6 protein-coding genes are annotated in these 13,923 nt (G+C 45.9%); all 6 read left to right on the plus strand.

Annotated elements, in window-relative coordinates; all coding sequences use genetic code 11:
* Window positions 1–253 precede the first annotated feature (253 nt).
* The 6 genes from AC6B99_RS21645 (at window position 254) to AC6B99_RS21670 (ending at window position 13,914) form a co-directional block, all read left to right on the plus strand.
* Window positions 254–5,992 (plus strand): family 43 glycosylhydrolase, encoded by a 5,739-nt coding sequence (locus AC6B99_RS21645; protein WP_496664219.1) that lies wholly within the window; start codon window positions 254–256, stop codon window positions 5,990–5,992.
* A gap of 289 nt (window positions 5,993–6,281) precedes the next feature.
* Window positions 6,282–7,955, plus strand: coding sequence for an extracellular solute-binding protein (locus AC6B99_RS21650; RefSeq protein WP_496664291.1), 1,674 nt, complete (start codon window positions 6,282–6,284; stop codon window positions 7,953–7,955).
* Window positions 7,956–8,035: 80 nt separating this feature from the next.
* Window positions 8,036–9,778, plus strand: a complete 1,743-nt coding sequence (locus AC6B99_RS21655; RefSeq protein ID WP_496664220.1) for a sensor histidine kinase — start codon at window positions 8,036–8,038, stop codon at window positions 9,776–9,778.
* Entirely contained in the window at window positions 9,771–11,432 is a 1,662-nt protein-coding gene (locus tag AC6B99_RS21660) for a response regulator (protein WP_494878032.1), read from the plus strand. The genes AC6B99_RS21655 and AC6B99_RS21660 overlap by 8 nt, the downstream gene beginning before the upstream one ends.
* Window position 11,433: 1 nt before the next feature.
* Window positions 11,434–12,873: a glycoside hydrolase family 43 protein gene (locus AC6B99_RS21665; RefSeq protein ID WP_496664221.1), complete on the plus strand. Its 1,440-nt coding sequence runs from the start codon at window positions 11,434–11,436 to the stop codon at window positions 12,871–12,873.
* A 45-nt stretch (window positions 12,874–12,918) separates the two neighbouring features.
* Window positions 12,919–13,914, plus strand: a complete 996-nt coding sequence (locus AC6B99_RS21670; RefSeq protein WP_494858447.1) for a family 43 glycosylhydrolase — start codon at window positions 12,919–12,921, stop codon at window positions 13,912–13,914.
* The last annotated feature ends 9 nt before the right edge of the window (window positions 13,915–13,923 follow it).

Consider the following 13,923-nt stretch of genomic DNA (forward strand, 5'->3'; position numbering starts at 1 on the left):
AGTAAATTTGAAAGCGATTACATATAAAAAAGGGACAACCTTGCTTAGGCCATTCGAAAATGTAGGAGATAAGAGAGCGGATTAGCTACTGTGCTGCTCTCTATTTTTCATTTCTTTTTTTAAATCAAATAATGGTAAATAGAAATAAATTAATAATAATTTTCACTTTTAAAATAAAAAAACACATCGATTAGTGAAGGTAATTATTTTATGATAAACACAGAAACGATCATTTGAAGGAGGAGACGAAAAAATGTTCAGAAAGTCATTTGCATTATTGGTAGCGTTTACATTATGGCTAAACGTATTGCCCAGCACCTTCATATTCGCTCAGCAGGAAGAGGCTGCATTTCAAAATCCATTATTATGGGCTGACGTTCCAGATCCAGATGTTATTCGTGTAGGCGACGTCTATTACATGTCCAGTACGACTATGCATATGAATCCAGGTGTACCAATTATGAAATCAACTGATCTCGTACACTGGGAAATCGTCAATTATGTGTATGATATTTTGGCTGATAATGACGAGCAGACGTTTCGAAATGGAAAGAGCGATTATAGCAAAGGCTCGTGGGCCAGCAGTTTAAGGTTTTATAATGGCAGCTATTATGTCGCATTTTCTTCATACAGTACCGGTAAAACCTATATCTATCAAACGGCCGATATTGAAAAAGGGCCTTGGACCAGATCCGAGCTTGACGGGGTTTTTCATGATATGTCGTTGCTGTTTGATGATGATGGGCGTGTGTACATGGTTTACGGCGGCGGGGATATTAAAATCATTGAGCTTACCGCAGATGCGACTGCGATTAAAGTCGGCGGTCTAAACAAAATCCTTATCCCCGACGCCAGCTTGGTAGCAAGCACAATAGAGAACGTAGGTTTACCTGCAGAGGGCTCTCACATTCAAAAAATAAATGGATATTATTATGTATTCAATATCGCATGGCCTAAAAATTCACCTCGTGTTCAAATCGTCCATCGCGCCTCAACAATCGATGGTACATATGAGGGAAGACTTGCATTAAGCGAAGGAACTGCACAGGGTGGCATTGTCGACACGAAAGACGGCAAATGGTATGGCCTGTTGTTCAGAGATCACGGCGCAGTAGGACGAATACCGTTTCTGGTACCCGTTGCTTGGGAAAATAATTGGCCAGTGTTCGGCGTCAACGGTACAATTCCGGAAAACATTAAAATGCCTGTAAGCGGAGTAAGCGCGAACAGCAATTTTGCAGCTTCCGATGAGTTCTACCAGAACGCAGAGAGAGTGGGAGCTTCACAATTTAATGCATTAGGCCGTTCATCAGCGAATGCGGCTGCTATGCAACAAATTTCAGGCCTAGATGCACAGCTTTCCGCAGAGGAAGGACAAGAGCTTCTGCTCAACGGCAGCTTTGAAGAAGGTCAAGACCCATGGACAGCTCATGATCAGGCCATTGTTACGGTAACAGACAGCGTATATCACAGCGGCTCCAACAGCATGCACGTCAGCAGCAGACAGGCTACAGGGGCAGGGGTTCAGCAACGGCTTGCCAGTAAAGTAAAGGCTGGCGGCACCTATAAATTTTTAGCAAAAGTAAAATATGAAGGTGACGACTCGCTTCCTGCTAGAAGGCAATTTAATATCGCAATGCAGGATGGAGATTGGACAACGATCAAGGTGATGGGATCAGCTATGGTAAACAAAGGGGAATGGGGAACGATTGCAGGCACCTACACCATCCCGGCAGATGCCGAGCTTCATGAGCCGATTATTTTCATCGAAACATCCTGGACAGCTGAGCAAGATCCGGTTAAGGATTTGATGAATTTTTATGTGGATGACGTGTCACTCATTGACGTTACTCCAGCCGAAGGTGTGGACCAAACAAACGACGGAGAATATGACTACAATGGCTCCAATCTTGCCTTAGTATGGCAGTGGAACCATAACCCGGACCAAAATAATTGGTCGTTGACACAGCGTCCAGGCTATTTGCGGCTTACGAACGGAAGGAAGAGCACAAGCATCGAAAATGCTAGAAATACGCTTACCCAACGAACGTTTGGGCCAGAAAGCTCCGGCAAAGTGGCAATGGATATAAGCCAAATGAAAAATGGAGATTTTGCTGGTCTCGCCGCTTTTCAGAAGGACTATGGAATTGTAGGTGTGAAAATGGAGGGGAATTTGAAATCCCTCGTTATGGTGAATGCAAGCTCAGGAACAGCAGAAGAGTTGGCAAGTATTCCACTCACACAGGACAGAGTCTACTTAAAAGTCGAATTTGACTATAGGAATTTTACCGATAAAGCCAATTTCTACTATAGTCTAAATGGCGTTGAATGGCGAGCAATAGGAAATACCCTTCAATTGAGCTATAAGCTTGATCATTTTATGGGCTATCGATTCGCATTGTTTAATTTTGCTACCAAGACTACAGGCGGATATGTAGATTTTGATTACTTTAGAGCAGCCGACAAGCTGACGGGAACCGATTCAGCCGCAACCGTCCTGCAAGCAGATTTGGGAAATGTGCCGGATGTTATTGGCGTTCAGAATATGGAGCTTTCCGTACCCGTAAAGATGGAAGCGCTTCCGGATGAGGGGTATAAGTCGATTTCAGCGTCCTTCAACATCCCTGATTATTTAACGGTAACCGATGTTGCGTTTAATGCTGACAATCTGACTGGAAAGGGGGCGTATACGTATGACGATCATCATCTTCAGCTGCATGTATCTGGGGACAAGGTGAAGTTCGCCAACGCATCCTCCGACCTTTTTGCGACGATCAAGCTGAAGGTGGATCGATTTGTGCCATCTGATCGTACCGTTTTCATTCGCACAGACTACATTGCTGTTGAAGGCGGAAATGTCGTTTACAACGTTCATGATGCAGTAGCGAGCATTGGATTAAAGCAGTTGGATACGAAAGCGCTTGCGAAAATCCCGGGCTACTCCAATCCGCTGATGAGCCACAAGCTGGGAGCTGATCCGTATGCATTAGTTTTTGATGGAAGAGTTTACATCTATATGTCGAGTGACGCCTTCGAATATGATAGCAGCGGAAATATTAAAGATAATTCGTTCGCTAATTTGAATAAAGTACATGTGATTTCCTCGGCAGATATGGTGAACTGGACGGATCATGGCGCAATTCCAGTGGCGGGATCGGGCGGCATTGCGGACTGGGCGACTTTTTCTTGGGCGCCGGCAGCTGCTCATAAGCAAATAAACGGAAAGGATAAGTTCTTCCTTTATTTTGCTAATGGTGCGGGAGGAATTGGCGTGCTGACTGCGGACAGCCCGCTCGGACCGTGGATTGATCCGCTCGGAGAAGCGTTGATAACCGGAAATACGCCTGGCGTTCCCGGCGTCGTCTGGCTGTTTGACCCGGCAGTACTGGTTGATGACGACGGCAAAGGTTATTTGTATTTTGGCGGGGGCATTCCTGGTGAACCTAACTCGACCGCAGAACAAATGGCTCATCCCAACACCGCCAGAGTAGTTCAACTGGGTGATGATTTGATCAGTACAGTAGGGTCGGCGGTTACGATCGATGCGCCTTTCATGTTCGAGGATTCCGGCATTCATAAGTATAATGGAAAATATTATTACTCCTATTGTTCGAATTTTGCGGGTACTCATCCGGAAGGCACACCGCCTCCAGGTGAAATCGCTTATATGGTGAGCGACAGTCCTATGGGGCCGTTTACGTATGTCGCCCCAATTCTGAAAAATCCGTATACGTTTTTCGGGGTTGGCGGCAATAACCATCATGCTATTTTCGAGTTTAATGGAGAGTGGTATGTTACCTACCATGCGCAGACCGTCAGCAAAGCTTCTATAGGGGACGGAAAAGGCTATCGTTCCACTCATATTAATAAGGTTGAATTTTATGAGAATGGACGAATGAAAGAGATTCAAGCTGATATGGAAGGTGTCGCTCAACTGAAAACGCTCGATCCCTATCAAAGAACGGAAGCAGAAACAATTGCATGGCAAGCAGGCATTTTGACAGAAATATTTGAAGCGCCAGGCAGCCAAAGCACAAGCCCTAATCTGAATGTCACAAATATTCATAACGGGGATTGGCTGGCGGTTGCGAATGTTGATTTCGGCAATGATGGGGCCGGGTCATTCGAAGCCAATATTGCTTCAGTCGTAGGCGGGAAAATTGAGATTCGTATAGATAGTCCTATTGGTGAGGTTATAGGTACGCTTGATGCGGCTTCTACAGGCGGGGAGCAAGCTTGGAAGCTGATGAAAACCGATGTAAGCTCTGTTAAAGGGGTTCACAATGTTTTCTTGATGTTCAAAGGAGAAGGCGAGAGCAATCTTTTTAATATGGATGATTGGAAATTCACCGCTCTTGAAACGGAGGTAATCATTCCACTGCAGTCCGTCAGCATTTCAGAGAGGGCACAAACCCTTAAAGTGAATGAGCAATTGGCTGTTAACTCGGCGCTTGATCCAACTGATGCAACCAACCCCGCTTATCAATGGGAGGCTAGCGGTTCTATTAGCATCGTAGGCGACAGCAACAAAGCTGCCGTAACCATTAAAGGCTTGTCGGCTGGATTAGGGACGCTGACATTAACTGCTGTTGCCGGAGGCAAAGAGAAAAAAGCGGTAACGCAAATTACGGTAACGGGCGAAAACAACGGAGGCAGTAATGGTGGCAGCAATGGTGGAAACAACGGAGGAAGCAGCGGTGGCGGTGCACCAGCAGCTACACCAGGGACAGGAAGCAGCAGTATCGACATCCTAATCAACGGCAAGGTTGTGAGTGCCGGAACTGGAACTGCCGATGTGACAAATAAAAATGGGAAAACCGTTACAACGGTTGTGTTTGACGAACAGAAGCTGAAGCAGCTGCTTGCTTCGTTGGGGGACAATGCGGTCATTACGATTCCCGTTTATAACGGCTCCGACATCGTTATCGGGCAGTTGAATGCCCAAATGCTAAAAGGCTTAGGAGAGAAGAAAGCTGTAATCGAGATCAAAACCGATCGTGCAGCCTATACTGTGCCTGTGCAGCAAATCGATAGGAACGTGATAATCGGTCAGCTGGGGGCCATGATCAATCTACAAGATACGACGATGCAATTTGAAATTGCAGAAGCGTCCGAGGAAATGGCAAAAGTGGTAGAGAATGCGGCTGCTCGGGAGGGATTTAACCTAGTCATACCGCCAATTGATTTTAAAATTAGTTTAATAAATAAAGATTCTGTCATTCATCTGACGAAGTTCAATGCTTATGTCCAGCGGACAATTACTCTTCCAGAGGGTATTCATCCGGACCAAATAACAACAGGCATTGTAATAGAGCCTGATGGAACAGTTCGTCATGTGCCAACTAAAATCGTTCAGGTGGACGGCAAGTATTATGCGTTGCTGAACAGCTTGTCGAACAGCACCTACTCGATTATTTATCATCCCGTAATGTTCAAGGATGTCGCAAATCATTGGGCAAAGGATGCCGTCAACGATATGGGCTCAAGAATGGTCATTAATGGCATCGGCCAAAATTTGTTTAACCCAAGTGCAGCCATCACACGGGCCGAATTCGCAGCGATCATGGTGCGGGGGCTGGGATTAAAGCTGGAAAGCGACACGCCGCCATACTCGGATATTTTGGCGAAGGATTGGTACAGCAGCGCGGTCATGACTGCCCAAGCCTACGGACTTATCCAAGGATTCGAGGATGGCACATTCCGGCCCAAAGAGAACATTACTCGCGAGCAGGCGATGACGATTTTAGCAAAGGCGATGGTCATGACCGGTCAGAAAGCGAAGCTTTCCAGCCAATCTGCGAGCGAGCTATTAAAGCCTTACACCGATGCATCAAAGGTGGCTGACTGGGCGAAAAGCGGAATAGCGGACAGCATACAAGCGGGCATCGTAACTGGTAGAAATGAAGCTATACTTGCTCCGAAAGCGCAAGTGACAAGGGCCGAGGTTGCCAAGATGGTGCAGCTGCTGCTGCAGAAGTCGGATTTAATCTAATTTTTGGAGTTGTTCGGGTGTGTAGGCATACCGATGTCGGCATGTGGTTTCTTACTAGCGTTTATTTCGGCCCTATTTCATCTGACGAAGAAGTTTCAAGCGCATCCGTCCATCATCCAATAAAGGAGATGGGCGGATGATTTATTTTTTTAAGTAAAGGACGGGTAACAAAATAAAGAGATGTGTATTGTGTTATCAGCCCGTAATTCGGATAATTAGAAGCATAGAATGGAAATGGATCGATATTTTCAAATGTGAAATGGGGTCACACCTGTTGAAAATACCAATAATGAACAAGGTCAAGCTTTTGCTTACTGCATTATTGTCAGTTCAACTCCTTGCGTCATGCGACTATAGCAGCGGCACCAACAAAGAAGTATCTAGTGAATTTGAAGGAGAGACTGCCTATCAGGGTGCCGCGCTAAGCCAATATAATCCAGCTATTGAATTAACCTTTGCAAGAGAAAGCGACGATAGCTTGGAGAATTTAATCAGCCAATTGCCAGAAGAAACGTTTGAGGATAATAGGTGGAATCGACTATATGAACAGATGCTGGGCATTAAAATTAAATATGATTGGGTTGCCAAGGGGGACCTTTATCATCAGAAACTAAGCGGTGCATTTGCTTCAGGAGATATACCCGATGTCGTCAGAGTCAATGCGCAGCAGCTGAGGATGCTCAGCAATGCTGGACTGATTCAAGATCTATCTGCTGCTTACGAGCAATATGCCTCTTCGTTTACGAAGAAAATTTTAAGCCAAGAAGGGACGGGCCCTTTCGAAGCGGCAACGGTCGATGGTAGGCTGATGGGAATACCAGAGACCAGCTCTTCTATTGAAGGGGCGATGTTTATTTGGCTGCGTACAGATTGGTTGGAGCAAGTCGGTTTAAAACCGCCGAAAACGATGGGCGACGTTTTAGCTATTTCGAAAGCGTTTACAGAAAATGACCCTGACAATAATGGCATTAATGATACGTTTGGACTAGCCGTGACCCAATATTTATTCGATCCCGTTATGGGCTTGGCAGGCTTTATGGCAGGCTATGAGGCTTACCCTAACCTATGGATCAAGGACAAGTCGGGAAAACTCTTATATGGCGGGATTCAACCCGAAGTGAAAGAGGCGTTAAAGGTGCTTCAAAATATGTATCGGGATGGTCAAATCGATAGCGAGTTTGGGCTTAAGGATGGTTTGAAAGAAGAAAAGCTAATTGCTGAGAGCCATATTGGCATGTTTTATGGAGAGCAATGGGGGTCTTTTTTAGCTCAAACCAGCCGTGCTGCTCAACCAAATGCAGAGTGGCAGGCATTTCCGATCGTTTCTGTGTCAGGAGAAGAGCCGATGGTACCGCTGCGGTTCAGCACGAGCCAGTTTCTTGCCGTTAGAAAAGCTTATCCCCATCCTGAAGCAATCGTTAAGCTTTTTAATTTGCATTTGGAGAAAAACTGGGGGGAAACGGCTGAATATGAAACCTATTACAGCTCTCCATTACCGGTATGGAAGCTTTCACCGGTTACCCCTTTTCCAGCGATGAAAAACTTGGAGGCGTATCGCCAAATTGCTGAGTCAGAAAGAACCGGCGATCATTCTGTCTTAAAGGATGAAGCCAGTTCCATCTACAAAAACATTCAAACCTACCGTACTGGCCATGTGAACAAGGAGTCAGGATGGGGATGGGAGCGGACCTATGGGCCGAATGGGGCTTTTGCGATCCTTGATCAATACATGAAGAATAATCAGCTATTGTACGAAAGCTTTGTAGGGCCTCCAACGGAAACGATGATAGTGAAGCAAGCCATTTTGTATAATCAACAGATCGAAACGTTCGTGAATATTATACTTGGCAGTCCCATAGACGAGTTTGATCGGTTTGTAGACGATTGGAATAAGCTGGGCGGGAGTCGTATAACAGCGGAGGTAAATCAGTGGTATGCGGAAAGAGGCAGTGATTTTAAGTAAGAAGACTCTCCTTCGACTCTGTATGCTAGAAGACAAGACACTTGCTCATCACTTATTAAAGCAGCATCGGAGGAATTGGTTTGCTTAAATTTCCCGCCCATTCATGGCGAAATACGATATTCATGCGACAGGTCATTATTTATCTCATTGTGATTCTGCCTATCATCCTGCTAGGCGTCTATTTGTATAATTGGAGCTATAAAAATGCGAGTGAAGGCCTGTCAAGAACTTCCGAGGCGCAATTATCGAATTATTTGGAAGCCTTTAATCGGGAAATTGAATGGATGGAGCTGCAGGAGTTCGACTTGTTGGAAGATAATGAATTGAATAGGCTCGTTGTCACTTGGGAAATGATGGACAATGTTGAAAAAAGAGCGAGCTTAAATTATTTGATCCGTCGCTTAACTTCTTTTAAAAATAGCAGTGTTTATATTAAAGATGTTTATGTGCATATCCGTCCTGTTAACAAAACAATTTCGTTCGGCAATGCGATCTCTGATCTTGACGTTGAAAAGTTCAATTACTTTCGCTTCAGTATTGGGAGGAGCGAGCAGCGACTTGTAAAGTGGGGGAACACCCTTCATCTTAGCACCTCAAAGTATAACGGCATGAAGGGAGAAGAGCCGCTATTCGTCATACAAATTGAATTAGATAGGGAAAAGCTGAGATATGCCTTGGACCAAGTCAATATTTATCCGGAAAGCGGGTCATTTCTCATTTCGGATACAACGGGATTTGTATTGATGAGCGACGAGCAATTAAGTGGAAGGCTTCAAGGCGATATAAGAGAAGTAGAAGAAGCCAGCACGACCAAGCTGATTATTGATGGCAAAAAGTATCATATTGACAAAGCACATTCGGATAAATTGGGTGTTACCGTCGCTTCGTATTTGCCCGAGGAAACCGTACGCAAACCGCTGGGCAAATTTGTAATCTGGGCTTGGCTATTCGCGATCATGACCTTCATTGCCATCGCTATCTATTCTTATTCCACTTATAAATTCGTTCATAAACCATTGCTGCTCCTCGTTCAGAGCTTTAGGAGAATGGAGGGAGGTGCACTGGATATTCATATTGAGCATGAGGAAAAGGATGAATTCGGCTACCTGTATAATCGGTTCAACCAAATGCTGAATAAATTGCAGGCACTGATTGATCAGGATTTCAAGCAAAAGCTGATGATGCAGCGGGCAGAGCTGAAGCAGCTTCAATCTCAAATCAATCCCCATTTTCTTTATAACAGCTTTTTTATTCTCAATTCCTTGGCTAGAACCGGAGATACGGAGCGCATTGAAGAATTTACAAATATGCTAGGGGAATATTTCAGGTTCATTACCCGTAATGGGGAGGATAATGTGCTGCTAGCTGAGGAAACGAAGCACTCCCGCATGTACACCGAAATTCAGAAGCTCCGGTTTTCAAGGCGGATTCGTGTGGAATTTGATGAATTGCCAAAGGAAATGGCGAATATCCATGTGCCCAGGCTTATCATTCAGCCTATTATCGAAAACGCATATGAGCATAGTCTAGAGAAAATGACGGAAGATGGTCTGCTTCGAGTTGCTTTTGAGCTGGATGAGACTGCAGCTCAAATTATCGTGGAGAACAATGGGAATCGACTGAGCGATACCGAAATTGAAGACTTACAGAATCGCCTGGACAGCCCTTCAGAATCCTATGAAATGACAGGCATGATGAACATTCATAGGCGCATTCTTTTAACGTATGGAAAAAATAGCGGATTGCTTCTGTCTAGAAGCGAGCTGAACGGTCTTAAGGTCGTCATTCGCATCAAGCTGAAGGAGGAGAAATGGATTGCTTAGACTGTTAGTCGTGGATGATGAAGATATCATTACGGATGGGTTATATGAAGTGTTCCAGCAATGGATGCCAGACAAGCTCGATGTCTGTAAAGCGTACTCTGGCAAAGAAGCGCTAAATTGGTTGAAACGTACCCGAATTGACATCGTTCTGACTGACATTAGCATGCCAGGCATGAGCGGTTTAGAATTGTCGGATGAGATTCAGATGTATTGGCCAAGATGCAAAATCATCTTCCTAACGGGCTATAGCGAGTTTCAGTATGCTTATAAGGCGATTCAAATGTCCAATGTTCGATATTTATTGAAAACAGAAGGGTATGCGAAAGTTACTGAAGTTGTACAGGAAGTCATTCAAGAGATTCATCAAAACAATCAATTGAGCGCATTAGTCGAGCAATCCCGCGAACAGGTTGATGCGCTTGAATTTATGGCGCAAGGAGAGTATATCAGACATCTTCTGCAACAAAGCCACCTTCTATGCCTTGAGCAAGAGGTGCTGGTCAAGGAATTCGGCAAACTGAACATCGATCTGAATCCTTTGATTCCGGTTGTAATGGTAGTTGGTCATTTGTCCTATCCAGCTGAGGCCACTTACTCCGATAGAAGCGAGCTTGTTCATTCCACCAGAATAATCTGGCATTCCTATTTGTCAAAGCAGACGCGGCATATTGGAATTGTTGATAAGCACGGAGATTTGTTATGGCTGCTTCAGCCTTCAGAACATGTCGAGGAGAGGCTATATAATCATTTGATTCGTTATTTGGAAGGAACGCTGGAGCTCATCCAGGAGACATGCTTGGAATCGCTCGGCTTAACGATTGCCTTCACCATAAGCGGTGCTTCTTGTGAATGGGAAGCGGTAACGCAGCAATATGAAAGGCTGCGCCAGCTGCATCAAATGACAATTGCCGACGGGTTATCGATTATTTTAATGGATCGCACGGAGCAGCTTGAGCCTTCAAACAGGAAAGAAGACGGTATGCTTGCTCAAAAAATAGAGTTAATGGAAGCCTATCTTGAGGCTGGGAGGAAAGATAAGTTTTGTGAAGTGCTGGAGGAATTGACGGCCAGCATGCTGCATGCAACGGCCCATGTTCACCGAACGATAGAGAGTTATTATTCTATCGCGCTCGTGCTGCTTTCTTCCATTAATCGCGGGGGACTTTATCACCAGATCGGTGATTATGGAAAACTGATGCGTCTGGATGAGCATTCATCCATGAAGGAGGGGATTGCCTATTTGCATGTCATTGCCGAACGCCTATTCAAAGTTAAGCATAACGGCGAGCTAGAGCGGGCAACCAGTGTAATCGACCGTATATGCCGATATATCGAAGAACATTTAAGCGAGGATTTGTCCTTAGTGCGGCTGGCGGAAATTAATTATTTTAATCCATCCTACTTATCCCGTTTTTTTAAGCAGGAGCGCGGAGTGAATTTATCTGAATATATAGATAGCTGCCGCTTGAAAAAAGCGAGAGAGCTGCTAAGGAACGGGGAGCTTAAAATTCGAGAAGTATCGTCCGCCGTCGGTTACGAAGCGGCACATTCGTTTACGCGCTTTTTCAAGAAGGCTACGGGAATAACGCCGCAAGAATATCGGGATACCTTTCCTACAGGAATAAATGAAAGCGAACGTACAAGGAGGATATGAAATGAATGACCTATTGCCCGCGAGTGCATTCGGGAAGGTGCCGCCACAAGGCAATCCGCTTGTCTCCCACAAGTTTGGAGCAGACCCGTATGCCTTAGTAGTAGAGAAGCGCGTCTATCTCTATATGACGAACGATGTTTTGGAATATGGCGAAGATGGAAATATGAAAGAAAATACGTATGGAACCATCAACAAAATCACGGTTATTTCCTCGGATGATTTGATGAACTGGACGGATCATGGCGAAATCCGGGTGGCAGGCCCGCAGGGCGCAGCCAAATGGGCCACGCAGTCGTGGGCGCCAGCAGCAGCGCATAAAATAATCGACGGCAAGGATAAATATTTTCTTTATTTTGCCAACAATGCAAGCGGAATTGGCGTATTGTCAAGCGATAGCCCGGTAGGCCCGTGGGTTGATCCCATTGGGCAGCCCTTAATTTCGAGATCAACGCCTGGCGTGGAGAATGTGACGTGGCTTTTCGATCCTGCCGTATTGGTCGATGATGACGGAAAGGGCTATATCTATTTTGGCGGGGGCGTTCCCGAGGGGAAGGATGAGATGCCCAATACTGCGCGCGTCATGCAGTTAGGTGATGATATGACGAGCGTTGTCGGCGAGGCAGCCGTCATTCCTGCCCCGTATATGTTCGAGGATGCCGGCATCAATAAGCGGGATGGGATTTACTACTATACCTGTTGCTCGAACTTCTATAATGGCGCTCGCCTGGAGGGGAGTCCGCCCGCAGGCGAAATTGCCTATATGACAAGCGACAAGCCGATGGGGCCATGGACTTATCGTGGAACGATTCTCAAAAATCCAGTGCACTTCTTCGGTATTGGCGGAAACAACCATCATGCCATTTTCCAGTTCCATGATGCTTGGTATATCGCTTATCATGCCCAGACCTTATCCCAAAAGCTTGGCGTTCCGAACGGCTATCGCTCCACTCACCTGAACCAGCTTGCGTTTAAGGATGGTTTGATTCAAGAAATCCATGCTGATTATGAAGGTGTCCGGCAAGTAAAGGCATTTAATCCCTACGATCGTGTTGGCGCGGTGACGATGGGGTGGAGTGCGGGCGTTGCTGTGGAAGCCATCGCAAGCGAGAACGATCCGCAAAGCCCGCTAATGGCTGTAACGGACATTGATAACGGGGATTGGCTCGCTTTATCCAAGGTGGAATTTGGGGGGAAAGGAGCCGCGGCTTTTAAGGCTTCCGTCTTGAATGTAGGTGCGGCTAGCAAAATGGAGCTCCGCTTGAATGCCCCGGACGGAAAGCTGGTTGGGACGCTCGCGATTCCGAACATGACCGGTCAGGGCTGGATGGAATGGCAAACAGAAGTCTCGGGTGCTGACGGTGTGCACGATTTGTACTTTGTGTTCTGCGGGGAACCTGGCAATCCATTGTTTAAATTTTACGATTGGCAGTTTGGCGAATAAGCGGTATATCAGCTTGAAATGACCTTGAATTGGAGGAGAATTCCTATGTCTCATGCACCAGTACCTAATCAACCACTTGTTACCCATATGTTTACGGCAGATCCTTCTGCACACGTATTTGAAGGCAAAATCTATATTTACCCGTCTCATGACCTCGACCACGATGGCCCTGACAACGATAATGGGGATCAATACGCGATGGAGGATTATCATGTGCTATCCCTAGATAATTTTGAAACGGCTGTTGTTGACCATGGCGAGGTTTTGCATCTAAAGGATGTACGATGGGCCTCCAAGCAGCTATGGGCGCCGGATGCTGCCTATAAGAACAATCTGTATTATTTGTTTTTTCCCGCTCGGGATCATGAAGGGATATTTCGAATTGGCGTAGCCACAAGCACGACACCAGCGGGTACCTTTGCCCCAGAGCCAGACTACATTGCGGGCAGCTTCAGTATTGATCCGGCTGTATTCGTGGATGACGACGATAAGTCCTATATCTACTTTGGAGGTCTTTGGGGAGGACAATTGGAAAAATGGCAGAACGGCGTCTTCGAGGCAGACGCAGCAGGTCCGAATGAGGGGGAGACAGCGCTGGGTCCGCGTGTCGCTTTGCTGAGCGAGGATATGCTGTCTTTCCAAGAGGATCAACAGGAGATTTCGATTCTCGACGAGAACGGCAGCCCGATTTTAGCTGGTGATGAGGATCGACGATATTTCGAAGGACCTTGGGTGCATAAGTATAACGGCTGGTACTATTTGTCGTACTCAACAGGGACTACGCATAAGCTGGTTTACGCGGTTAGCCGTAACCCGATGGGTCCCTATACGTTCAAAGGGACCATTCTTACGCCGGTAATCGGCTGGACAACCCATCATTCTATCGTGCAGTTCGAGGACAAATGGTATTTATTCTATCACGACAGCTCCCTCTCTGAAGGCGTCAATCACAAGCGCTGTGTTAAATTTACAGAATTGCACTACAATGAGGACGGGACGATTCAGATGATCGATCCTTATGCGAAGGAAAGCAAAGCATAGCATATAAAT

Source organism: Paenibacillus liaoningensis (assembly GCF_059609455.1).